The 22300-nt window shown below is 70.7% G+C and carries 22 protein-coding genes; 8 read left to right on the plus strand and 14 right to left on the minus strand.

Annotated features, from left to right (window positions below; genetic code table 11):
* Positions 1-499: 499 nt before the first annotated feature.
* Positions 500-1168 carry a pyridoxamine 5'-phosphate oxidase family protein gene (locus tag AW272_RS11005; RefSeq protein WP_066363415.1) on the minus strand — a complete coding sequence of 223 codons (669 nt, stop codon included), beginning with the start codon at positions 1166-1168 and terminating at the stop codon, positions 500-502.
* Positions 1169-1236: 68 nt separating this feature from the next.
* Between AW272_RS11005 and pdxR the strand changes: the two genes are divergently transcribed.
* The gene (gene pdxR, locus AW272_RS11010) at positions 1237-2670 is read left to right on the plus strand and encodes a MocR-like pyridoxine biosynthesis transcription factor PdxR (protein WP_066363417.1); all 1434 of its coding nucleotides are present in this window, start codon (positions 1237-1239) and stop codon (positions 2668-2670) included.
* Here pdxR and AW272_RS11015 read toward each other — a convergent pair.
* From AW272_RS11015 to AW272_RS11050, 8 genes are all read right to left on the minus strand, one after another.
* Positions 2617-3087, minus strand: a complete 471-nt coding sequence (locus tag AW272_RS11015; RefSeq protein ID WP_245657401.1) for a hypothetical protein — start codon at positions 3085-3087, stop codon at positions 2617-2619. The genes pdxR and AW272_RS11015 overlap by 54 nt on opposite strands.
* Positions 3088-3258: 171 nt before the next feature.
* On the minus strand, positions 3259-4062 hold the full coding sequence (locus AW272_RS11020) for a polysaccharide deacetylase family protein (RefSeq protein ID WP_066363418.1): 804 nt from the start codon (positions 4060-4062) through the stop codon (positions 3259-3261).
* Positions 4059-4964 carry a glycosyltransferase family 2 protein gene (locus AW272_RS11025; protein WP_066363419.1) on the minus strand — a complete coding sequence of 302 codons (906 nt, stop codon included), beginning with the start codon at positions 4962-4964 and terminating at the stop codon, positions 4059-4061. Before AW272_RS11025 ends, AW272_RS11020 begins: the two co-directional genes overlap by 4 nt.
* Positions 4961-5764, minus strand: coding sequence for a glycosyltransferase family 2 protein (locus AW272_RS11030; protein WP_066363421.1), 804 nt, complete (start codon positions 5762-5764; stop codon positions 4961-4963). The genes AW272_RS11025 and AW272_RS11030 overlap by 4 nt, the downstream gene beginning before the upstream one ends.
* Positions 5765-5886: 122 nt before the next feature.
* Positions 5887-6252, minus strand: coding sequence for a hypothetical protein (locus tag AW272_RS11035; protein ID WP_066363422.1), 366 nt, complete (start codon positions 6250-6252; stop codon positions 5887-5889).
* 133 nt (positions 6253-6385) lie between these two features.
* A complete protein-coding gene (locus AW272_RS11040) occupies positions 6386-8050 on the minus strand; it encodes an RNA polymerase sigma factor (protein WP_066363423.1) in 1665 nt (554 codons plus the stop codon).
* 143 nt (positions 8051-8193) lie between these two features.
* Positions 8194-9972: a substrate-binding domain-containing protein gene (locus AW272_RS11045; protein WP_245657403.1), complete on the minus strand. Its 1779-nt coding sequence runs from the start codon at positions 9970-9972 to the stop codon at positions 8194-8196.
* A gap of 408 nt (positions 9973-10380) precedes the next feature.
* Positions 10381-11019, minus strand: a complete 639-nt coding sequence (locus AW272_RS11050) for a cation efflux transmembrane domain-containing protein (RefSeq protein WP_066363424.1) — start codon at positions 11017-11019, stop codon at positions 10381-10383.
* A 113-nt stretch (positions 11020-11132) separates the two neighbouring features.
* On the opposite strand from AW272_RS11050, the gene AW272_RS11055 reads away from it, so the two are divergent.
* A complete protein-coding gene (locus AW272_RS11055; protein ID WP_066363426.1) occupies positions 11133-11954 on the plus strand; it encodes a TrmH family RNA methyltransferase in 822 nt (273 codons plus the stop codon).
* Here AW272_RS11055 and AW272_RS11060 read toward each other — a convergent pair.
* Positions 11899-12708 carry a D-alanyl-D-alanine carboxypeptidase family protein gene (locus AW272_RS11060; RefSeq protein ID WP_066363428.1) on the minus strand — a complete coding sequence of 270 codons (810 nt, stop codon included), beginning with the start codon at positions 12706-12708 and terminating at the stop codon, positions 11899-11901. The genes AW272_RS11055 and AW272_RS11060 overlap by 56 nt on opposite strands.
* 59 nt (positions 12709-12767) lie before the next feature.
* Between AW272_RS11060 and AW272_RS11065 the strand changes: the two genes are divergently transcribed.
* Complete coding sequence (locus tag AW272_RS11065; RefSeq protein ID WP_066363430.1) at positions 12768-12950, plus strand: YegP family protein; 183 nt, start codon at positions 12768-12770, stop codon at positions 12948-12950.
* Here AW272_RS11065 and AW272_RS11070 read toward each other — a convergent pair.
* The gene (locus tag AW272_RS11070) at positions 12947-13456 is read right to left on the minus strand and encodes a DedA family protein (protein ID WP_245657405.1); all 510 of its coding nucleotides are present in this window, start codon (positions 13454-13456) and stop codon (positions 12947-12949) included. The two genes, AW272_RS11065 and AW272_RS11070, sit on opposite strands and share 4 nt — an antisense overlap.
* Positions 13457-13585: 129 nt before the next feature.
* On the opposite strand from AW272_RS11070, the gene AW272_RS11075 reads away from it, so the two are divergent.
* The 4 genes from AW272_RS11075 (at position 13586) to AW272_RS11090 (ending at position 15717) form a co-directional block, all read left to right on the plus strand.
* A complete protein-coding gene (locus AW272_RS11075; RefSeq protein WP_066363435.1) occupies positions 13586-14038 on the plus strand; it encodes a hypothetical protein in 453 nt (150 codons plus the stop codon).
* A 74-nt stretch (positions 14039-14112) separates the two neighbouring features.
* The gene (locus AW272_RS11080; RefSeq protein ID WP_066363438.1) at positions 14113-15120 is read left to right on the plus strand and encodes a DUF4331 family protein; all 1008 of its coding nucleotides are present in this window, start codon (positions 14113-14115) and stop codon (positions 15118-15120) included.
* A 25-nt stretch (positions 15121-15145) separates the two neighbouring features.
* Positions 15146-15349 carry an Arc family DNA-binding protein gene (locus AW272_RS43755; RefSeq protein WP_066363440.1) on the plus strand — a complete coding sequence of 68 codons (204 nt, stop codon included), beginning with the start codon at positions 15146-15148 and terminating at the stop codon, positions 15347-15349.
* Positions 15346-15717, plus strand: a complete 372-nt coding sequence (locus AW272_RS11090) for a type II toxin-antitoxin system death-on-curing family toxin (RefSeq protein WP_066363441.1) — start codon at positions 15346-15348, stop codon at positions 15715-15717. Before AW272_RS43755 ends, AW272_RS11090 begins: the two co-directional genes overlap by 4 nt.
* A gap of 8 nt (positions 15718-15725) precedes the next feature.
* Here AW272_RS11090 and AW272_RS11095 read toward each other — a convergent pair whose 3' ends face one another.
* The 3 genes from AW272_RS11095 to AW272_RS11105 all read right to left on the minus strand — a co-directional run bounded on the left by AW272_RS11095 (position 15726) and on the right by AW272_RS11105 (position 21065).
* Positions 15726-19052, minus strand: a complete 3327-nt coding sequence (locus tag AW272_RS11095; protein WP_066363741.1) for an ATP-binding protein — start codon at positions 19050-19052, stop codon at positions 15726-15728.
* Between the two features lie 95 nt (positions 19053-19147).
* A complete protein-coding gene (locus AW272_RS11100; RefSeq protein ID WP_066363443.1) occupies positions 19148-20209 on the minus strand; it encodes a lysylphosphatidylglycerol synthase domain-containing protein in 1062 nt (353 codons plus the stop codon).
* 52 nt (positions 20210-20261) lie between these two features.
* Complete coding sequence (locus AW272_RS11105; protein WP_066363445.1) at positions 20262-21065, minus strand: PIG-L family deacetylase; 804 nt, start codon at positions 21063-21065, stop codon at positions 20262-20264.
* Positions 21066-21123: 58 nt separating this feature from the next.
* Here AW272_RS11105 and AW272_RS11110 point away from each other — a divergent pair, with 58 nt between their 5' ends.
* Positions 21124-22230, plus strand: coding sequence for a glycosyltransferase family 4 protein (locus AW272_RS11110; RefSeq protein ID WP_066363447.1), 1107 nt, complete (start codon positions 21124-21126; stop codon positions 22228-22230).
* Positions 22231-22300: the final 70 nt, after the last annotated feature.

Consider the following 22300-nt stretch of genomic DNA (forward strand, 5'->3'; position numbering starts at 1 on the left):
CTTTGGGAGGGCATGTCGTGGGGGTTCCTGACCTGGGCGGATTCATCGTAAGGGGATACCGCAACCTATGGGGCGGAGGGTGCCGAGTCATACCCGAAAGGCATCTGATATCGGATTCGTAGTGACAGCGATCACATCGCCTTGACACGATCCACGGTTCCCGTGCGTCAGGGGAGGCGGAGTCACCGCTCAGATCGGCCTGCTGTGAGTCGCCGGCGGCGCGCTCGTCGGCGCGGGTCCCGTCGTTCGGAAGTTCATCATCCGTTACGCCTCCGGAGTGGCCGGCCGGCATCCGGAGCATGTGGGTGGCGACATCGAGGGGAGCCCGGCTGCCCACGCAAGTCCCTGTTCGGGTACTCGATGGCCACGTGGGCGCCGGACGCCTCGTGCATCCCCAGTGCGGGAGACCGCGACGGCCTCGGCTGAGAATCGATGCGTTAAGTAGACGCGCGACCCGGCGGACCGGTTGTCGGAAAGTCCGCCGAATAACCTCGCCGAATCATCTACCGGAAATATGCTCCGGAACCGGGATCGGCTGGGTCAGCTTCGGGTCGGTGACCGGGTCGCCCCAGGTCGTCACGACAGGCAGCACGCCCGCCCAGATGGGCAGGTCGTAGTCCTCGTCGTCGTCGTTCGGGCCGCCCGCGCGCATCTTGACCGACGCCTCCTCCAGCGACAGGGCCAGCACGGCGGTCTTGGCCAACTCCTTGCGGTTGGGCTTGCGGGTGTAGTCCCACTGGCCGGGGGCGAGCTGCTCGGTGATCGCGGCCAGCCCGGACCACCGCTCGTCCTCGTCGGCCACCAGGCGCGGCACCCCGTAGATCATCGCCGAGCGGTAGTTGACCGAGTGGTGGAAGGACGACCGGGCCAGCACGATGCCGTCGAGGTGGGTCACCGTCACGCAGATCGTCTCGCCGGGAGCGGTGCGCAGGCTCCGGGAGCCGGTGGATCCGTGGAGGTAGAGGGTGTCGCCGATGCGGCCGTATCCGGTCGGGATGACCATCGGGGCGCCGTTGACGATCACGCCGAGGTGGCAGATCAGCCCGGCGTCGAGGACAGCATGGAGATCGGCCCGGTCGGTGCGGCCACGCTCCTTGGAACGGCCGAGGGTGGTACGACCCGTGGTGGACAGGCCCGTGGTCGGGGGGGTGCTGGTCAGCTCGGTCATGCGGCTACCGTAGGAGCCGAGTGGCCTGGGCGAACACGTCCACTTCTGCGGCATTGAGGGAGACCACTTTGCGGAAGCTGCAGGTCGACCTGCCGGTGGCCGTCGATCGGGCCGGCTCGGTGCCCCTGGTGACCCAGGTCGGCGACCAGTTGCGCGCGGCCATGCGCGGGGGCCAGCTCACCGCCGGTTCCCGACTGCCCTCCAGCCGCAGCCTGGCCGACCTGCTCGGCGTCAGCCGGACCGTGGTCACCGAGGCCTACCAGCAGCTCTACGCCGAGGGCTGGCTCGAAGGGAAACACGGCTCCGGCACCTACGTGGCCGAGGTGTACCCCCACGTCCACGCCGAAGGGGGCCACCGCTCGGAGGCGGCCGACGACGTACACACCCCGTTGGAAGGAGAGGACCCCGAGACGGGCCTGATCGATCTGCGCCCGGGACGGCCGTGGGTGCTCAACTACGACGACGCCGCCTGGCGCCGGGCCTGGCGGGCGGCCGGTGACCTGCCGATGAGCGCCCGGCCCGACCTCTACGGCGACCCGCTGCTGCGCGACGCCCTGGCCGCGCACCTGCGCAGGGCCCGCGCGGTCCCGGCCGGGCCTGGCGACGTGCTGATCACGCGCGGCACCGGGAACGGGCTCGACCTGCTCGCCGCCACCCTGCTGAAGCCGGGCGACAAGGTGGGCGTGGAGGAGCCCGGCTACCGCGCGGCCCGGTGGATCTTCGCCGGGAGGGGCGCCGAGATCGTGCCCTGCCCGGTCGACGCCGACGGAGTGATCGTCGACGACCTGCCCGGCGACCTGCGGATGATCTACACCACCCCCGCGCACCAGTTCCCGACCGGCGGCCGGCTGCCGATCCCGCGCAGGGAACGCCTGCTCGCCTGGGCCCGCGCCACCGGCGCCCTGGTCGTCGAAGACGACTACGACGCCGAGTTCCGCTACGACGTGGCCCCGCTGCCCGCTCTCTACGGCCTCGACCCCGAACACGTCGTGCTGCTCGGCACCCTGTCGAAGTCGCTCAGCCCCGACGTCGGGGTCGGCTGGCTGGTCGCGAACCCGCCGCTGCTCGACCGCGTCGCGAGGAGGCGCAAGGAACTCGCCGACCGCACCTCGGGCCCGGTCCAGCGCGCGGTCGCGATCATGCTCGACCGCGGTGACCTGGACCGGCACCTGAGACGCATGCGCCTGGAATACGCCCGCAGACGCGAGGCCGTGGTGGCCGCCCTCGGTCCGTGGACCAAGGGCGACACGGCCGGGCTGCACGTCTTGGCGGAACTTCCGGAACACGTGGTGCCGGAAATCGTCGCGGGCGCCCGTGAGCGGGGCGTTCTGGTCGACACGACCATCCGCCACCACCACGGCCCGCCCCGCGTCCACGGCCTGGTCGTCGGGTACGGCTCGGCCGCACTCCACGACGTCCGCCGGGGCTGCGGAATCGTCAGAACGCTCCTAGACCACGCTCTCCAGGAGCCGGAGCTCCTCCCGGGGGCGGGGCACCTCTAAATGCGGTGCGCCGTCTCCGATGATGCGGGCGACGTCGATGGCCCCTGGATCCCCCTCGGCGGAACCCGGAACCTGCGAATGCCCGAAATGCCCCCCACGGGCCCAGAGACGGCGGTCGCCGTCGTGCACCAGCGAATGGGGTGGAGGTAGGGGCGGACCGGCGGGCCAGCGCCGGGGGACCTCCCACGAATCCAGCCAGGCGAGGATCTCGTCCAGACCGTCGAGCTTGCTGTCGGTGAACGGTTCGTGCACCGACCCCAGCACTCTGATCTGGACGCACACCCGGCCGTGCCGATTGAGGTCTCCGGTGAGGCCGCAGGCCGCGCGGGTCGGCGACAACTGCTGGATGATCTGCCCTGTCACCGGATTCCACACCAGGTGGGCGGGGCGGTTGAGCTGAACGAGCCGCTGGGCCACGGATTTGGCCGAGATCCCTTGTGGGTCCGTAGGCCAAATGAACCAGACCACCCTGGGCGCGCCCCCGATCATGGGGCCGGCGTCCTGGGGAGCGGGAATGCGACTGGCGACGGGTAGCCATGCCTGGGCCACTGTGCCCCCTCATGTCCTCGGTCGCCCTGTTTTCTCCCCTTATGCTCTTCTGGCGAAACGCGCGATCCCGTACCTGCCCCGGCGCACGACGGCGTAGCCACGGGTCAGCGCGCGCTCCCGGAGATAGACCAGCGGCAGCGCCCGGCCCTCCACGGCGCGGGCGAACCGGCCGGGGCCGGTGGTCCGGCTCACCGTCAGGCGGGGAACGGCCAGCATGTCGGGGGCGGGCAGCTCGGCCAGATCGTTGGCGACCGCGCACGCGGCCCAGAACCCGGCCCGGCGCGCCTCGCGGCGGACCCGCGCGCTGGAGTAGCCGTAGGGATAGGCCATCGTCGTCACCGGGAGTCCGAGTCTGTCTTCCAGGACCGCCTTGCCGCGCCGGAGTTCCTGCCGGAGTTCGGCGTCGGGCAACTGGTCGAGCTGCGGGTGGCTGTGGCTGTGCGCGGCGATCTCGTGGCCCTGCGCCGCCGCCTCACGGGCCTGCGACCAGGTGACCATGTGGTCGAGCGGGTTCCCCGCGGCCTCGCCGCCCGCGTCGGCCACCCACCCCGTGGTCAGGAAAAGGGTGGCCGGAAACCCGAAACGATCGAGGATCGGCAGCGCCTCGGTGTGGAAGTCGGCGTAGCCGTCGTCGAAGGTGAGCACCACCGGCTTGTCCGGCAGGGTGACGCCCGTGCCGTTCACGGCCGCGATCAGGCCCGCGAACGTCATCGGGGTGAAGCCGTTCGCGGCCAGATAGTCGAGCTGCCCGGCGAAGTCGCCCGGCCGCACGGCGAGCGGCCGGGTCTCCGCGTTGGGCCGGTCGGTGACCGAGTGGTACATCAGGATCGGCACCCGGGTCATCCGCGTGCCTTTCCGACCAGGTATCCCCAGGTCGTCCAGGCCAGTCCGACCACGATGGCGACCGACCTGCCCGGTCTCAAAGTGATCAGGCCCTGGAGCGCTCCGAGGGGCAGGGTCCTGAAGGTGTACGACCGCTCGCTCGCCAGCCCGTCGCCGCTGCCCACGCTCTGGGTGACCAGGGCCTTCGACAGACCTTCGGCGAAACAGCGCGACCGGAAGTAGCGGAAGGTCTCCCGCGCCGCCGGCACCCGGTGGCCGATGCCCGCCGACGGCTCGAACAGCAGCACCGCGCCGGGCATCTTCTGGGTGAGCCGGATGCAGAACTCGGTCTCCTCGCAGCCCAGCGGACGGCTCTTGCCGCCCTCGACGCTGCGGCCGATGCCGGTGGAGAACCCGCCCACGGCGCCGATCACCTCGCGGCGGAAGATCGCGTTGCCGCCCATCACGTTGCGGATCGGCGCCCGGGTCTCCGGCATGCCCTTGTAGGTGCAGCCGACCGTCCAGTCGAACTCGACCGGGAACCAGCCCGGCCGTCCCGTCGCCCAGAGCGGGCGGGTCAGCCCGCCCGCCCCCACCACGCCGGGCTCGGCCATGGCCGACTCGAGGCCCTCGATCCAGCCCGGGTCGGCCACCGCGTCGTCGTCGAGGAACGCGACGTAGGCGCCGGTGGCCGCCTCGGTGCCGGTGTTCTTGCCACCGGACAGGCCCTTGTCGTGGACGTTCTCCAGCACGATCGCGTCGGGGTAGGAACGCTTGAGCCGCAGGTGCAGGTCGGGGTTGTGGTCGACGACCAGGATGAGCTCGCGCGCCTGGACCGTCTGGCCGCGCACCGACGCCACGGCGGCGGCGATGTCGTCCCAGCGATCTTCGGTGTACGCGCAGATCACGACCGAGGTGTTCATATCGCGCCCTGGTCGGCCGTGGCCGGTTGCGCCAGCGGCCCGGGGACCGGACGGCGCCGCCGCCACTCCCGCACGATCGTGCGCAGCACCCGCAGCCCGTCGCGGACCGCGCGCAGATTCGACTCCCCGTGGATGCGGTTGCGCTCGTGGCTGGGCACCTCGTGCACCCGCAGCCCCGCCTTGGCCGCCCGGATGTTCATCAGCGTCTCGACCTCGAAGCCCTCGCAGTCGAGGTCGAGCGCGGGCAGGTGGCGGGCCCAGAAGGCGTTGTATCCGTAGCAGAGATCGGTGTAGCGGGTGCGGTAGAGCGTGTTGACGATGGTGCGCAGCACGCTGTTGCCGGCCCGCCGGGTGACCGTGAGGTCGTCGCTGCCGCCGCCGGGGACGTACCGCGACCCCTTGGCGAAGTCGGCCCCGCCGACCAGCGCGCTCACGAAGTGGATGATCTCCCGGCCGTCGGTCGAGCCGTCGGCGTCGATCATCACGATGATGTCGCCGGTGCAGGCCGCGAAGCCTGCGGCCAGGGCGTCGCCCTTGCCGCGCCCGGTCTGGTGGACGATCCGCAGGCCCGGCCGCAGTCGCCGGGCCACCTCGACGGTGTCGTCGGTCGAATGGCCGTCGACCAGCACGACTTCGTGCACCCACGTCGGCAGGGTCGCGAAGACGTGGGGCAGGTTCTCGGCCTCGTTCATGGCCGGCACGACGACGCTGACGGTCGGCGTGACCGCGAGGTGAGGGCCGACGGCGGTGTATCGCTCGACGTGCGGAAGCGGCCGCAAGCCGGTGATCTCGGGACTCATGGTGACGGAGATGTCCTTCCGGGCGGTCTGTCATGAGCGGAGACTGCCAGCGGACCGGCGCGACTGGACGAGATGGCGTTGGAACTCGTCCCGGTCGTGGGGCAGAGGGTGGTGTGGGGTCGTCACCCGCTGTGCTGTGCGGGGGTGACGCGAGTGCGGGGGCGGTGAAGCTGGCGCAGGATCACCAGAAACGCGCTCACAACTGCGACGGTGGCCACGCCGGCACGCGGGGACCAGGCGTCGAGGAGGAGCATCGCCTCGGCGAGAAGAACGTTGACAGCCAGACTGGCGGCCAGTCCGACGGTTAGAGCCGATAGAGGGTCACGATCACGCAACAGTCCGGCGATGGCCGCGCCGGGCGCCACGAGCAGGAACATGGGGGTCAAGATCAGCCTGGCGGGCGTCTGGACGTCGGCCAGCGCGAGCACGGCTCCCGCTAGACAGAGCGCGCCCGTCACACCGATCAGGATGGTCCGGCTGGTCCCCATGTCACTCTCCCGGCTGGTGGAGGCACTTCATAGGATCAACCGGGAACGAGCACGTCAATGCCGACGCTCTTGCGTGGTTCCCGGTTCACAAAGAACAGGGACTCTATCGGTAACGGATCGGCAACCGCCCGTACTACTGCTGAGGTTCCCCTGACGTCTGCGTCGCGGGGGTCTCGGTGGGCGCCGGGGTCGGCTCGTCGGGCTTGGTGGGCGAAGGCGAGGGCCGGGGCGGCGGGTTGGTCGGGTCGGGCCACCCGCCGGGCGGCGGGCCGTAGCCGTCGCCGCGCCAGGAGATCTTGCACGACGGGTTGCCGCCCGGCGAGCTGATCGCGATCGTGGCGCTGCCGGCCGAGCGCGGGTTGACGATCGAGATCGTCATGCGTCCGCTGGCGCCCTTCTGCAGCACACCGCGCGCCGGGGCGATCGAGACGCCCTCACCGGTGCGGGCGCTCCAGGCGATGGGAGCGTTCCTGGCGGTGAGGTAGAGCACCCCGCCGGTGGCGTCGCCGACGTCACCAGGGCAGGTCATCGACAGCGCGCCCTTGGCGATCGTCGGCCGCTTGGTCGGTCTGGCGGGCTTGCGCGTCGGCTTGGGCCTCGCCGAGGGCACGCCCGCCGCCGTCGGCACCGGCCCGGGAACCCGCGTGGACGACGTCTGCTCGGCCTCCTCCGGTTCAGGCGACGGCGACGGCGGCGGCGTGTCGGGGATGGGCTCCTCGGCCGGCGGTTCGGTGTCCACCTCGTACTGCGGGGCCTGGACGACGTCGTCGGTGGGCTGCGGCTGGGGCATGGCCTCGATGTGGGCGGGGGCGCCCGCGCTGACCCCGTTCAGCCAGAACACCCCGCCCCCGGCGACCAGGACCACGCCGAGAGCGGCCACGACGGGCGTCGCGCGCCGGGACTTCTTCTTCCCCGCCGCCCGCCGTGACACGCCCCCCGCCCGGCGGCCCCGCTTCACTCGGGGCCGCCTCCCGACCGGCACGGGGAACCCGTTCCGGTCGAAGTGATCGCCTTCCCGGGCGATCAGGATCTTCGTTTCGTCCCGTTCCGGATTGGCGCAGGTGTCCACGAACCGGCGCCGCAGTGACAGCGGCGGGAACGCGACCGGCACCATCTCCAGCAGCTTCGGGGCCGCGACGTGCCGCTGCTTCCCCTCGGTGCAGACCTCGCAGCCGCCGATGTGGCGGCTCAGCCGCTGGCGCAGCAGCGTGCTCAGGGGACCGTCCCAGGAGTCGACCATCGCCGACAGGTCGGGGCAGTGGGCCCGGCCGGTCCGCGCCAGCACCACCGCGGCGGCCGAGTTCTCCAAGTGGTCCTGTGCCCGCTCCAGCCTCGTGGCCGCCTGCCGCGAGGTCAGCCCCAGCACGGCGCCCGCCTCGGCCGGGGTCAGGTCGTGGCGCAGCGAGAGCTCCAGCACCTCGCGCTCGGGCCCGCTCAGCTCACCCAGCGCCTCGTGGACCAGAACGGTCATCTCGGGGTCGGGGCTGTCGGCGAGGTCCATCGATATCGGCGCGGTGGCGGCGGTGCGGGCCGCGCACTGGAAGCGCACCAGGGCGTAGAGCCAGGCGCGTAACCGCTGCGTCTCGGTCAACCGCCGCACCGAGGCGGTGGCGAGCACGAGGGCGTCGTGCACGGCGCTCGCGGCCAGGTCGAAGTCGCGCAGCCTGGAGTAGGCGTAGTCGTTCAGCCGATCGGCGTACGCGTCGTACAGGCTCGCTGGTGCGTGCGCGTCGGTGCGCTTCAGCGCGTCGAGCAGACGATTGTCGTCGGCTCGGCCGACAGTCGGCCATCCGGGCAACGGAATTCCTCCCCGAGAACAGGGGACCTGCGGATCCCCACACGAGAAGGACGCCGCCTTCCGGCTCCGCGTTTACTGTCTTCCAGGCCATGCTCAAGTGGCATGACCTGGGAAGACAGCGACTCCTGTGACTCGGGTGACGATTACTGCGCGCTGGGGCAGTTGGGCGCGCACAGACGGCGCGCGATGCCCTGCAGGAAGATGTTCCTGATCTCCAGCACCGTCTCGGGGAAGAACGCGTCGCCGCCGGTCGCCTTGGCGATGTTCTGCATCTGGAGCCGGTTCTCGTCACCCTGGGTGTTGAACGAGATGACCAGGATCGAGACCGGCTTGGCGGGGTCGTAGGACTCCCTGAGCCGCTTGAGTATGCCCGCGTTGGTGATGCCGCCGGTCGGGTCGTCGTTGCCGACGCCGTCGGTGAACAGCAGGATCGTGTTGATCTTGTCGGCCTCGTACTCCTTGGTGAGCTTCTGGTACGCCGCCCACAGTGAGTCGTTGAGACCGGTGTTGCCCGTCGGGATGGCCTTGATCTGCGTCAGCTGCCCGGCGATCACCTCACGCCGGGTGACCCCGTTGATCTGCTGGGCGAGCGGCCCGATCGGGACCGTCTCCTTCCAGTCGACCTTCTTGCCGTTGAGGTTGTCGGAGAAGATCCAGGTGCCGATCTCGGTCTTGTCCGGGAACAGCTTGAGGCCCTCGATGCTCACCTGCGAGATGGCCTGCATGCGGGTGATGCCGGTCGAGTCGGCGGGCCGCGCCATCGTGCCGGAGACGTCGAGCAGCGACAGCAGCTTGGTGCCCAACCCGACGCGCTTCCACGACTGGGCGAGCTCGGTGACGATCGCCGCGCCGGGGATCGGCAGGGACGTCGGAGCCTCGGTCTGCATGCCGGCCTCGGCGGTCAGGACGGTGCCCTGACCTTCGAGGGTCCGGAAACCGTGCTGCTGGACGGTCTTGCGGGACGCGGCGGAGGCCAGTTCGTCGGTGAAGAGCTTGGCGGCCTGGACGTTCTCGGGGTCCTTCGCCGTGGTGATGATCGGGTAGTCGAGGTCGACGGTGCCCTCGGCCGGATAGAGCGCCACGGCGGCATTCTTGTTCTTGCTGTTGAACGCCCAGATCGACTGCTCGGAGGTCACCCCGATCGGCACCCGCTTGGCGGCCTTCGACAGGGTCGCGAACAGGTTGTCGGGCGAGGTCACCTTCGAGTCCCACAGCTGGCGCATCACGCCGACCAGCAGTTCCTCGGAGCCCTCGTCGCCGCTCTGCTGCAGGATCCCGGCCCCGGCCAGCAGCGCGCCGAGCCCGGCGGCGTTCTTGGCCGGGTCGAGCACGACCACGCGGACCTTGCTCGCCAGCCCGTCGGGGTTGGCGGCGTTGGCGGCCGACATCAGGCCGGTCCAGCTCGGCTGCAACGATTCGGCCAGCTTCGCGGCGGCGGCCTTCGGCGCGACCAGCACGATCGGCGAGTGGGCCAGGTTCCCGGTCACCTTGGGTGCGGACTTCTCCGGCATCTGGGACAGCCACAGCGACGAGTCGGGGATCCAGATGTCGGGAGCGGAGCTGGCGCCGCCGGTCCCGGCCATCGCGGCGGCCACGCCGTCGGAGTCGGTGCCCTTCACGGCCACCTCGACGCAGCGTCCGTCGACGGTCTTCTCCGCCTTGACGAACCGCCCGGCGATCTCGGTCACGGCCGGCTCGATGTCCTTGGCGACGGCCACGAACAGGGACACCTTCTCCCCGGAACATCCGGCCGTGTCCTTGTTCACGACGACATACGCGGCCACGCCCAACAACACCGCGAGAGCCACGGCCCCCGCCAGCGGGACGAGCACCTTGCCCGGTCCGGAAGACTTCCGCCGGGCCGGCGGCTGCTCGTATGCGGGGTAACCGCCCTCGATCTCGTCAGTGCGGTGACGTCCCACGATGGCCTCTTCGTCAGTCGTTCGGTCTCCCCGTCCAGGCATAAAGGGAGATTCTCCGTAATGCTTACGGAACCATAGTGGCAACCATTAGACCGGCAAAACGTACCTTTTACTGCGATGATGGGCATCGCGATACATCTTGACAGCGTCATCTCGCGATGTATCGTGTTCTTCACATCAGGCGAATCTGCACCCGGGGGCTCGGATGCGCGACGGAGATCTCCTATTGCTGGAGTTCAACCGCCCCGGCCTGCCGCCCTCGGCCAGAGAGGCGTTGCGGGCCCTTCCCGGGCTGCGCGCCGTGCATCTGACGGGCCGTCACGGCCGGGTGTGGACGATCCCCGGCGGCGCCGCCGAGGTGATCGACGCCCTCAGAGAAGCCGGGATGGACGTCGCCGTGCTGTCGCTTCAGTGGTCGCAGACGTGCCCGCGCCAGGCCCTGCCGCCTTCACGCACGGCGATCCCCGCGAGCGAGAGCGCCACCAGCGGGTCGGCCCACCACCAGCCGATCGAGGCCGCCGCGAGCCCGGCGAGCACCCCGGCGGCGGTCAGCCCGCAGAGCACGTTCTGGGTGCCCTCCCCGGTCGTCGCCGCCGAGGCCAGGCGGGCGCCGACGCGCCGTTTGGCCCACCCCAGCACCGGCATGCTGACCAGGCTGATCGTGGTCACCGCGATGCCGAGCCCGGTCGGCGCGGCCCGGTGACCCTGGTCCAGGTCGTGGAGCACGTGGAGCACGAGATAGGGCGCCAGCAGCCAGAAGCTCACCGCGACCGCGCGGGTCGCGCGGAGTTCGGCGGTCGGTGAGACCAGCCGGGTGCCGGTGAAGCGCCACAGCACGATGAGGCTGGCCAGCGCCTCGACCAGGGCCGCCAGGCCCCACCCGAACAGCGCCACCGAGTCGGCGGTGTAACCGGCGTACACACCCAGCAGGCTTTCGGCGCCGAGCCAGCCGAGGGTCGCCACCGACAGCAGGCGCGCGCGGCGGGCGTCCCTCAGCCAGCTCTCGGCCACAACGGCCGGGCGCGTGAGCGTCCGCTGGTCAGGCACCTTGACCCCCGATCGCCCTCACACCGCCGGATACAGCGCTGAGTACTGTACCGGTCACGATCGGTCACTTCTGTTACACCGTCGCCAAGGGGTGGCAAGGGTAGGCTTGCGGGATGGTCATCGAGCTCCACGACCCGGCTGACCCGCGCTTGACCGACTTCACCCACCTGCGCGACGTCGAGCTCCGCAAGAGCCTGGAGGCCGAACACGGCCTGTTCCTGGCCGAAGGCGAGAAGGTCATCCGCCGCGCCCTCCAGACCGGCCACCCCGCGCGGGCCTTCCTGACCACCCCGAAATGGCTCACCCACCTGGCCGACGTGCTCGAAAACCAGGTCGTGTACGTCGTGAGCGACGTCCTCATGGAGCAGGTGACCGGCTTTCCGGTCCACCGGGGCGCGCTGGCCTCCTTCGAGCGGCTTCCCCTTCCGGCGGTGTCCGATCTGGCGCGGAGATCGAAGCGGATCGTCGTCCTGGAGGACCTGGTCGACCACTCCAACGTCGGCGCGATCTTCCGGTCGGCGGCGGCGCTCGGCGTCGACGCCGTGATCCTTTCGCCGCGCTGCGCCGACCCCCTCTACCGCCGCTCGATCAAGGTCTCGATGGGCGCCGTCTTCGCCGTCCCGTGGGCCCGCATGGACGACTGGCACGGCGGCCTGGCCGCCCTCGACGACTACGACCTCCTCGCGCTGACCCCCGACGCCTCGGCCGTCCCGATCGACGAGGTCAGGCTGGGCGAGAAGACCGCGCTGCTGCTCGGCTCGGAGGGCGACGGCCTGTCGTCCCGCTGGCTCACCCAGGCGACCGAGCGGGTCCGCATCCCGATGAGCCCCGCCGCCCTGAAGAACGGCGTCGACTCCCTCAACGTCGTGGCCGCCGCCGCTATCGCCTGTCACTCACTCGTTCGGCCCAGCTCAGCAGGTTCCGCGCCGTCGTGAACCGGCGCAGGTCCCCGGTGTCGCCGAGGATCACGCCCAGGTAGGTGTGGCCGTCCCGTCGCGCCGCGAACGCCAGGCAGTAGCCGGCGGCCTTCGTGTAGCCCGTCTTCAGCCCGATGGCCCCGGGCGTCGTCGCGAGCAGCTTGTTGGTGTTCGTCCAGGTGTGCCCGGCGGCCTTCGCGACCCGGGTCCGGGCGATCTGCGACAGCACCCGGTCCTTCAGCACGACCCGGGTCAGCTCCAGCTGGTCGCGGGCGGTCGAATACTGCCCTGAGGCGGGCAGCCCGTCGGCGTTCACGAACCGGGTGTCGTCGAGGTCGAGAGACCGCGCTGCGGCGTTCATCCGCGCCACGAACCGCGCCTTCCCCGGCCCGTATGCCCTGGCCAGGGCGTTGGAGGCGTCGGCCGCCGAGGGCAGCAGCAGCGCGTACAGGAGCTGCCGCACGGTCAGCCGCTCACCGGCCCGCAGCCCGGCGTGGGTGGCGCCGCTGTTCCGGGCGTGGTTCACGTCGGTGGTGGTGATCGTCACGAGGTCGTCAAGATCGGCCTGCTTCCGCACGACATAGGCCGTCATCACCTTCGTCAGGCTGGCGACGGGCACCCGCCGGTCCTCGTGTTTGGCGTACGGGACCGTTCCCGACGTGAGATCCACGACATACACCTCAGAGGCGGTCACCCGGGGATCGGCATGGGCGGGAGTTGACAGAAAAACCGCCCAGGTGAGGACGGCGCTGACGAGAACGGTCGTACGCATGCCCGCATGATCGCACGGGTACACACGCGACGGCCGGACGGCATTCGGGGGGAAACATCATGGCGGGCAGATTCGTCATCAGCAGAGACACGGCCGGGGCATACCGGTTCAGACTGGTCATGGGCAACGGGCAGACCCTCGCGGTCAGCGAGCCCTTCACCAGCCGCGCGGCCTGCGTCAACGGCATCGAGTCGGTGCGCCGCACCGCCCCCGAGGCGGCCCTCGACGACTCGGAGGTCTAACTCGCCTGGGACGCCGCCGGAGCGTCGCGGCTGCGGCGGCGCCAGATGACGTACACGACCAGCAGGGCCAGCGCCACGACGGCGAGCGTGACCGCGAGCACCGGCGAGTCGGCGGCGAGCCTGAGCCAGGCCCAGATGACCGAATAGAGGCCGAACCAGACCAGCGGAGCCCAGGTCAGACAGCCCAGCGCGCTCGCGACCAGATACCAGCGATAGTTGATCCGCAGCACGCCGGCCACCCACGGCAGCGTGTGCCGCAGCCCCGGCACGAAGAAACACCCGTAGACGGCGAGTGCCCCCCATTTGCGGACGACGTTCTCGACCTTGATGATCCGCTCTTGCCCGATCCTGCGCCCGAGCCGCGACTCGTAGACGGCGTCGCCGACCTTGTGGCCGACCCAGTAGTAGACCTGGAACGCCCCGAAGAGGGCGACCGTGAGGATCGCGCCGACGAGCCAGTAGGGCAGCCCGAGGAACGACGCCGCCATCGGGTCTGAGAACTCCACCGTGCCGCCTCGGGACGAACAATTAGGACAGCCTTACCTTAAGCGAGCCTCCGTGGACCGCGCCAGGCACCACACCCCCTGCAACCGGACGGCAACCACCGCTCAACCACGGCGTTCTACAAAAAGGGTATGAAATCCCGCAGCCTCGTCGCGAGCGTCGGCGGAACCGCGCTGCGACTCCTCATCGCCGCCGCCGCGGTGGCCGCCGCCTATCTGACCGGTGCGACTCTCACCGACGAGCCGTCCCGCACCCTCACCCTGTCGGCCCAGTCGATCCCCGCGGAAAACGGCCTGATCGCGCTCGCACCGGGCCGGGTGAGCGTGGGCGAACTCACCGACTGTTCCTACCGGGTCAGCAGCGCGGTCGAATCGGGCGCCGTCGCCTACGAGTGGACGCTGCAGCGCTTCAGCGCGCGGTCGGGGGTCTGGCAGGACTACCTGTCGACCACGGGCGGCTTCGACGGCGCGGGCCGGACCGTCGACTGGCACGTCCGGGTTCCCGGCAACCCGGGGACCTACCGGGCGATCCTGGACGTGTCGGGTGACCGGACCATGAGCGAGAAGTTCCAGGTGACCTGCTGATTCATGGGCCTGTATCTTCCCGGGCCGGGGCAGGGCCGTCCGAGTCAGGACAGCCCTGCGATCCAGGAGCACCCATGTCCCACCACCTCGATTCGCCCCTCGCCCGCCAGGACCCGCGCCTGGACATCACCGACCTCTTCGTCTTCCGCGGCGACCGCGGCACCGTCTTCGCCGCCGACCACAGCCACTCCTTCGCCGGCCCCGACGCACCCAAGGGCCTGCACCCGGAGGGCCGCTACGAGATCAAGATCGACGGCAACGGCGACGCCGTCGAGGACCTGACCTTCCGCTTCACCTTCGGCGAGCGCGACGCGGAGGGTATCCAGAGCTTCAGCCTGCACGCGGGAGACGAACTGATCGCCGAGGGCCGCATGGGCGAGGTGGTCGAACTGCGCGGCGGCGGCCGCGTCTGGACCGGCCAGGCGGGCGACCCGTTCTGGATCGAACCGGACGTCCTGCACGCCGTCGGCCAGGCCTTCCAGCACGGCACGACCGTCGACCTGACCGGCTGGAACCCCGACAAGGCAGGCAACCTGTTCGCCGGGCACACGGTCTACTCGACCGTCCTGGAACTCCCCGACGAGGAACTCCTGCGCATCGCCGGGCCCGACGGGCGCATCGGCGTCTGGCTCCAGACGAGCCTGGCCACCGACAGCGGCGGCTGGCGCCCCATCAACCGGGCGGGCCTGCCCATGATCCACCCCCTGTTCACCCAGTACGACGAGGACCTGGGCGACCGCCTCAACACCAACGGCCCGGCCGATGACATCCGCATCCACGGGGACGTGGTCCGCTCGAAGGTGGCCGGGGTGGTCCGCGCCTACGGGACGTCCGCCGACCCCGACGCCTACGCGCAGATGGTCGTGGAGCGCATCTTCCCGAACATGCTGCCGTACACGATCGGCACGAAGGCGGGCTTCACCTTCGCCGGCTGGAACGGCCGGGCGATGACCGACAACGCCCCGGACGTGATGTTCTCCTTCGCCGCGAACACGCCGTTGACCTTGGGCATCGGCAAGGAATCGGTCACCTCGAAGCCGAGGAACGAGTTCCCGTACCTGCCGCCTGTCACCGAAGACTGACACCATAAAGTGGTACCGTCGGTGGGTGGCTGAGACGAGACTCCGTCTTCCGGACGAGACCTATGAGCAGATCAAACAGATTGCCAGTGGAGACGACGAGAGTGTCAACTCCACGCTGATCGTGGCGATCGACGAGTACATCGCCCGGCGTCGGCGCGAGCGATACGAAGAGATGGGCAGGAAGATCGCGCAGCGTGACAAGGAGCTTCTGGAGCGCCTGTCGCGATGACGGTATTCCCGACCACCGAAGACATTCTCGCGCTGGCCGGGGCGATCCTCCCCATAGTTCAGGTGCGCGACGCTGGAGCGTTGCATGCGGCGGTGCTGCGCCCGCAGACATCGGTTTTCGGCGATGACGCCTACCCCGACCTGTGGGAGAAGGCGGCGGCCCTGATGCACAGCATCGTCGCGGGTCATCCGCTCGTCGACGGCAACAAAAGACTGGGCTGGGCCTCCGCCGTGGCCTTCCTGGAAGACAACGGCGAGACTCTCGTCTACCGCGACATCGACGAGGCGGAACATCTGGTCATGTCACTGGCCAAGGGCGAGTTCGACGACGTCCCCGAACTCGCCCGGCGGCTTCGCGCTCTCGCCTAGCCGATCATTCAGACGCGGTCGAGGGCGGCTTCCGCTTCGTCCACCCATCGCTGCACATTGACGCGGCGGGCCACCGTCAGCGCCTTCTCGTAGTGGGCCCGTGCGTCGGCGTGGCCCAGTTTCACCGCCAGGTCGCCCAAGGTCCGGGCCACCGGCCACAGGGCCACCACGCCCGTTCCCGCGCCGGCGATGCGGTCGTGGAAGGGACGCAGCGCTGCGTAGGCCTCCTGCATGCGGTCGACGTCGTCGAGGCGCAGGCCGGCGAGGGCGCGCCAGGTCATCGCGAGTTCGTAGAGGAAGTCGCCTCGGACCGGTTCCCTCGTCACGGCCACCGCGCGGGCGTCGCGGAGGTGCCCGGCCTCGGCCAGGGCGACCGCGTAGGCATCGAGGGTCCACTTGGCGCCACGGGTGTGTGCCTCGCCGAGGGCGTCGGCCATCTCGTCTGCTTTGCCCTGGACGAGGTGGAGGCAGAAGGTCGCGATCAGCGGGAGGTCCTGGCGGCCCTCCAGCATTCCGGCCCGTGCGGTCAGGCGGGCCGCGTTCCGGTAGGCCATCTCGGCGGCCGAGTAGTCACCGGTGATCATGAGGCGCTGGCCGGCGTACCAGGCGCCGACCGCCGCGGGGGCGGCCAGGCCGTATTGCTGGCCGAGCTTGTCGGCCCGCGCCAGTTGGCGGTCGGCCTCGGCGAAGTCGCCGCGGGCCGCGGCGCATTCGAGCAGGACCAGGTGGGCGAGGGTCTGCACGGAGATCTGGCCAGACTCGGCGCCGACCCGGAGCAGTTCGCGGCCGATGTCCTCGCGCTCGTCGACCTGGGCCAGGGTGTAGGACTGGCGCAGCCGGCCGCTCAGCGCCATCGCCAGCAGGTTGGGGTCGCCGCTGGCGCGGGCCAGTTCCTCGGCCTCCAGTGAGGCCTGCTCGCCACGCGGGGTGGCGGAGCCTTCGAGCTCCAGTGCCAGGGTCGCCAGGAGGCTGGCGCGCAGCGAGTGTTCGCTGGGCGGCAGTTCCAGCAGCGCCTTCTCGGTGACGTCGACGATCTCCCAGGCCGTGCGGGTGAAGTCGCGGGCGATGCCCTTGTGCGGGACGGCCAGGGCCGCCGCCACCCGGGCGGTCAGTTCGAGGTCGCCGAGGGGGAGCGCGACGTCCATCGCGTCGCGGCGGTGGGCCCGCGCGGCGGTCATGTCACCGGCGAGGGCCAGCGCGTGGATGGTGCGGACCTGGAGTTCGAGCCGGTCTTTGCCCTGCCTGCCACCGGCCCGGTCGTAGGCGATGATCGCGCGTTCCCACTGCGAGGCGGCCTCGCGGTAGGCGTAGCGACGCTCGGCCTGCTCGGCGGCCAGGCCAGCGTAACGGACCGCCTTGGCGGCCGTGTCGGCCGTGCCGGCCAGGTCGTAGTGGTGGGCGAGCGCGGCCACGTCACCCGGGGTGCGGGCCTCGATGACGGAGGCCACCGCCGCGTGCAGGCGCGATCGGCGCAGGCGCGAGGCGTCGGAGTAGAGGGTGTCGCGGACCATCTCGTGGTCGAACCGCAGACGACCGGCGCCCGGTTCGGTGACCAGGCCGGCCAGCAGCGCGGCCTCGATCGCGTCGACGACCGAGTCTTCCTCGCCGGAGATGTCGACCAGGACGTCGACATCGACGTCGCGGCCGATCACGGCGGCCTGCAGCAGGATCTGCTGGGCCCGTTCGGGCAACCTCGCGACGCGGCGGCGGAGCACATCGCGTACACCCGAAGGAACCTGGGAGATGTCGGCCTCCGCCTCGAAGAGGCGGACGGTCTCCTTCACGTAGAACGGGTTGCCGCCGGTCCGTTCGACGATCGCGGCCACGACGTCGTGGTCGATCTCGCCGCGCACGAACGTCGCGCGCACGAGTTCGGCCGTCTGGGCGGGGGACAGGCCGTCGAGCTCGACCCGGACCGGGCCGAGACGCGCCAGGGCGGCCAGCACGTCTTGCTGCTGGTCGCTGAGCTCGCCCTCGCGGCAGGTCACCACGAGCAGCACCCGGCTGGCGGCCAGCAGGCTCGGCAGCGCGCGCAGCAGCGCGAGGGTCTGGTCGTCGGCCCAGTGGAGGTCTTCGAGGGTGATCAGCAGGGGCGCCTCGCGGGCCACGCCGGACAGGAATCCGCCAACCGCCCGGTGGAGCCGGAACCCACCGGAGGTGTCGTCGTCGTTGGGCGGCGCGTGGTCGTCGATCAGGGGGGCCAGCAGCGCGCCGTATTCCCCCGCGCCGCGCCGGGCGATCAGCGCCCGCAGCACCTCGACCCAGGCCCAGCCGGGCGGGGTCGCCGGGCTGTCGGGGCAGCCGCCGGCGGCGATGATCCAGCCCTGCTCCTCGAGATGGCCGGAGAGCTGCCGCAGCAGCGTCGTCTTGCCCGCCCCCGGGTCGCCGCCGACCAGCGCGATCGTGAGACGGCCCGACTTGGTGTGGGGGACGGCGGCCATCAGCGCGGTCAGCTCGGTCTCGCGGCCGACGAACGGCTCGGTCTCCAGCGGCGGCAGCGGAGTGACTTCAAGGGGGCGCGGCGGCCACGTCGAGGTCGTCTCGGCCCGGCGCGGCAGGACGGTCAGCTCCAGCCCCGGATCCTGCGACAGGATGTCGCTCTCCAGCTTGCGCAGGGCGGGCCCGGGGTCGATGCCGAGTTCGTCGTCGAGGATGGTTCGGGCCCGGCGCAGCGCGGCCAGCGCGTCGCCCTGCCGCCCGCAGCGGTAGAGCCCGAGGGCCAGCAGCCGCCAGCCCTCTTCGCGCAGCGGATGCTCGGTGGTGTGCGCCTCGAGGTCGGGCACGGTCTCGGCGTGGAGCCCGAGGCGCAGCCCCGCGTCGGCATAGCGCTCCCGCGCCACCAGCCGCAGCTCGCTGAGCCGCGTCACCTCGGCCTCGGCCCAGGGCTGATCCTGGAAGTCGCTGTAGGGCGTGCCCTGCCAGAGCCCCAGCGCCGACTCCAGCCGCGCCCGCGCGGTCTGCGGATTCTCGTCGAGGCGTTCACCCGCGGCGCGCACGGTCGCCTCGAACCGCAGGGCGTCGACCTGCTCGGGGGCGGCCCGGAGGGCGTAGCCGGAGGCGACGGTGACCAGGAGCCGGTTGGGCCCGCCCCGTGGACGGTTGGGCTCCAGCACCCGGCGCAACCGGGAGATGTACACCTGGAGGCCCGACTGCGCGCCCTTGGCGGCGTCGTCGGCCCACAGGTCGAACAGAAGAGTGTCGACGGGGACGACCTGACCCCGGGCGACGAGAAGCCGGGCCAGAACGGCCCGCTGGCGGAGGCCGCCGAGATCGAGCTCGTTGTCGCCGTCATACGCTTCGACCGGACCCAAGACCCGGAAGCCCACCGTGCTCATGTCAGCCGCCACGCTATGCGCGCCGCCAAACGGTACACAAGACGTTCACCGGTCAACCTCACTTCGGGGAGAGTGAGGTCAATTGTCGCGCAAGATCATGATGCTTTCTCGCGAGTGACAGGTTGGGATTCGCGCTTCCCATCTCGACGGCGCAACAGAGCCCAGCCGCCGAGAGCCAGCCCGCCCCACGGAATCTCGATCGTGTAGGTCCAGAACCCGAAAAGAATGGCCGCCGCGGTGGCCTGCGCCTCGCCCGCGCCGAACCCGATCAGCGCCAGCGCGGTGCCCGCCTCCATGAATCCGGCGCCACTGGGAGTGGCCAGCGCGCTGGTCAGCACCCGGGACAGCGCGAACACCGCGATCGACTGCGCCGGACCCACCCACGACCCGGTGCCGACCAGGCACAACGCCAGGATCAGCCACTGGAACCCCAGGAAGAAGACCATCCCGAACGACATCTTCAACCAGCCGGTCCTGACGACCCCCGCCATGTTCGCCCGCAGCTTGTGAATGGCGTCGGAGGCCCCGCGCTCAGGGGGCCGGATCTTCCTGGGCGCCAGCGCCGCCACCCGGTCGGCGCCGTGCCCGATCACCCTGGCCCCGCGCTCCCAGAACAGCGCCGCCCCGACGACGAGCACCAGCGCCAGCAGCGACGCCGAGGCGATCCACCCGGCCTTGGTCACCTCGGGGGACAGCGCGGTCCCCGAGAACAGCAGCGCCAGGATGCCGATCGCCGGCAGCAGGAACCGGAAGATCATGTTCCATACGCCACTGACCAGCGTCGACGCCACGATCGCGCCGACGGGGAACCCCCACCCCTTGGTCATCGCCATCGTCAGCGCGACCCCGGCCGCCCCGCCGAACGGCAGCAGATTGCTGACCGCGCTCCCGGCGGCGTTGAGCGTCAGCGCCTGCGTGTGCCCGAGCCCGGGGAGCGACCCGGTCAGCACGAACGTGTAGGAGAGCAGGCTGGCCAGCCATACGACGGTCATCAGGGCGGCCATCTGCCAGGAGACCGCCGCGAACAGGTCGCCGATCTGACCCCACGACATCGTCGCCCCGGTGAGCGACCCGATGATCGTGGGCAGGTAGACGATCAGCCCCGCGGCCAGCGCCAGCGACGCGACCGACATACCGACCCGCACCCACCTGTTCATGCGCCAAGTCTGCCGGGCGCGCAGAGCGCTTCGCTCATCCTCTGGTACGAACTCAGTCGTCGAACGGGTGGCTCATCCTGGTGCCCGGCGGCAGGTCCCGGCGGACGTACCACTCGGTGCCGAACACGTAGCGGTAGACCGGGGCCGGGATCTTCAGCAGGGCCGCCAGGGTCCGGTCGCCGTCTCCGCCGCTGGCCTGGGTGGCGTGGGCGGCCATCGACTGGCGTTTGACCGAGGTCCACTTGCGGACGTTCACCCGGTGGGTGATGTCGGCCGAGGCCGAGTAGGCCGTCTCGAACGAGCGGATGTCCAGCTGGGGATAGAGCCGGGCCGCCAGGCGCACACCTTTCAGCAGAGGGTCGCGGTTCACGGTCGCCTCCAGCAGGATCGGCGGGGTCGCCGCCAGTCTCGCCGCGCGGGTGCCCACTCGGTAGACCTGCACGTGGTCGGGGTGGCCGTAGCCGCCTGATGGGTCGTAGATGGTCAGTAGCTCTGCCTTCTCCTCGTCGAGGACCGCCGCCAGGCGGGTGGCCGCCTCTTCGATGTCGGCGTCCATGAAGGCGTCGGCCGGGCGGTCTTCGGCGCCGCCGCCCGCTTCCAGGCCCGAATCGGCGTAGCCCAGCTGGACCACGCGCGCGCAGCCCAGTCGTGCGGCCGAGTCGTAGAGCTCGTTCATGCGGGTTTCGCCAAGCTCGTCGCCATAGGGGAGCTCGGCCAGGCCGTGTTCGCCCGCTGTGGCCACCACCAGGACCACGCGGTGGCCCTCGGCTGCGAGCATCGCCATGGTCCCGGCCGTCAGCAGCGCCTCGTCGTCGGGATGGGCGTGAAAGAACACCGCTGTCTTCACCCGACACATGATCCCACCCTCTGATCGCGCGTTTGAGCGGGGTCCCGACCTCTGTCAGGCTGATCGGGTGCGCATCCTTCACGTGAGCGACTGCTACCTGCCCCGGTTGGGCGGCATCGAGGTGCAGGTCGCCGATCTGATCGGCAGCCAGCGGAAGGCGGGGCACGACGTCGAGGTGGTCACCGCCACGCCGGGCGAGCCGCTTCCCGGGGTTCACCGGGTGACCGCGCGCATGCCCTTCGACCTGCCGGTCCACCCGCGCGGGACGGGCCATCTGACCCGGATCATGGCTGGATACAGGCCCGATGTCGTCCATGTCCACACCGGCGCGGTGTCGCCGTTCGCGTGGATGGGGGTGCTGGCCGCCCGCCGCGTGAGGATCCCCACCGTCGTGACCGTGCACAGCATGTGGGATCCGGTCACCGCGAACCTCTACCGGGCACTCAAGATCTCGAACTGGGCAGACTGGGGTCTCGTGGGCACGGCGGTCTCCGAGGCCGCCGCCCGCCCCATCCGCCGCGTGGCGGGGCCGCGGACACCCGTCCACGTGGTGTCCAACGGGCTCGACCTGTCCGACTGGCGGCCCGAAGGCCCGGCCCGGACACCCACCGACGAGGTCCATGTGGTCGCGGTGGGCCGGCTGGCGCCGCGCAAGCAGCCCGTACGACTCCTGAAACTCCTGGAAGCCGCCAAGGCCAGGGCTCCGAAGGGGATCACCCTGCGGGCCACGATCGTGGGCGACGGGCCCGCACGGGGGCAGATGGAGCGCCATCTGCGGTCGAAGCGGATCGATTGGGTCGAGATGCCGGGGAGGTACACCCGGGAGGAGATCAGGGGGCTGCTGGCGGAGGCCGACGTCTTCGTCGCCCCGGCGCCCCGGGAGTCGTTCGGTCTGGCCGCGCTGGAAGCACGCGCGGCGGGGGTGCCGGTGGTGGCACGCTCGCAGAGCGGTGTGGCCGACTTCGTGAGCCCCGGCAAGGAAGGCCTGCTGGGGCGCACCTTCGACGAGCTGGCCGGTGCGGTGGCACGGCTCGCGGGGGACCCTGCGCTACGAGGGGCGATCGCCGAGCACAATCGGTCGACGTCGCCGGTCAGATGCTCGTGGCCGGTGGTCCTTGAAGGGTTCGAACGCTGTTATGAACGGGCCGCCGACGCGCCTTCGGGCCGGCGGTAGGTCGGGGGCCGGGTCAAAAAGGGAGGACCCGGCCTGAGGGAGTGCGTAGGTCGATGGGCAGCGGTTGCCG

It is taken from the genome of Herbidospora mongoliensis (assembly GCF_001570545.1).
GTDB lineage: Bacteria > Actinomycetota > Actinomycetes > Streptosporangiales > Streptosporangiaceae > Herbidospora > Herbidospora mongoliensis.

Bases quoted from the DNA above. Each gene is read 5' to 3' on its own strand.
- AW272_RS11030 (WP_066363421.1), bottom strand. From the start codon at position 5,764: ATGAGTCCCGAGATCACCGGCTTGCGGCCGCTTCCGCACGTCGAGCGA.
- AW272_RS11005 (WP_066363415.1), bottom strand. From the start codon at position 1,168: ATGACCGAGCTGACCAGCACCCCCCCGACCACGGGCCTGTCCACCACG.
- AW272_RS11055 (WP_066363426.1), top strand. From the start codon at position 11,133: ATGGTCATCGAGCTCCACGACCCGGCTGACCCGCGCTTGACCGACTTC.
- AW272_RS11090 (WP_066363441.1), top strand. From the start codon at position 15,346: ATGACGGTATTCCCGACCACCGAAGACATTCTCGCGCTGGCCGGGGCG.
- AW272_RS11065 (WP_066363430.1), top strand. From the start codon at position 12,768: ATGGCGGGCAGATTCGTCATCAGCAGAGACACGGCCGGGGCATACCGG.
- AW272_RS11105 (WP_066363445.1), bottom strand. From the start codon at position 21,065: ATGTGTCGGGTGAAGACAGCGGTGTTCTTTCACGCCCATCCCGACGAC.
- AW272_RS11060 (WP_066363428.1), bottom strand. From the start codon at position 12,708: ATGCGTACGACCGTTCTCGTCAGCGCCGTCCTCACCTGGGCGGTTTTT.
- AW272_RS11095 (WP_066363741.1), bottom strand. From the start codon at position 19,052: ATGAGCACGGTGGGCTTCCGGGTCTTGGGTCCGGTCGAAGCGTATGAC.
- AW272_RS11075 (WP_066363435.1), top strand. From the start codon at position 13,586: ATGAAATCCCGCAGCCTCGTCGCGAGCGTCGGCGGAACCGCGCTGCGA.
- AW272_RS11100 (WP_066363443.1), bottom strand. From the start codon at position 20,209: ATGAACAGGTGGGTGCGGGTCGGTATGTCGGTCGCGTCGCTGGCGCTG.
- AW272_RS11025 (WP_066363419.1), bottom strand. From the start codon at position 4,964: ATGAACACCTCGGTCGTGATCTGCGCGTACACCGAAGATCGCTGGGAC.
- AW272_RS11035 (WP_066363422.1), bottom strand. From the start codon at position 6,252: ATGGGGACCAGCCGGACCATCCTGATCGGTGTGACGGGCGCGCTCTGT.
- AW272_RS11080 (WP_066363438.1), top strand. From the start codon at position 14,113: ATGTCCCACCACCTCGATTCGCCCCTCGCCCGCCAGGACCCGCGCCTG.
- AW272_RS11020 (WP_066363418.1), bottom strand. From the start codon at position 4,062: ATGACCCGGGTGCCGATCCTGATGTACCACTCGGTCACCGACCGGCCC.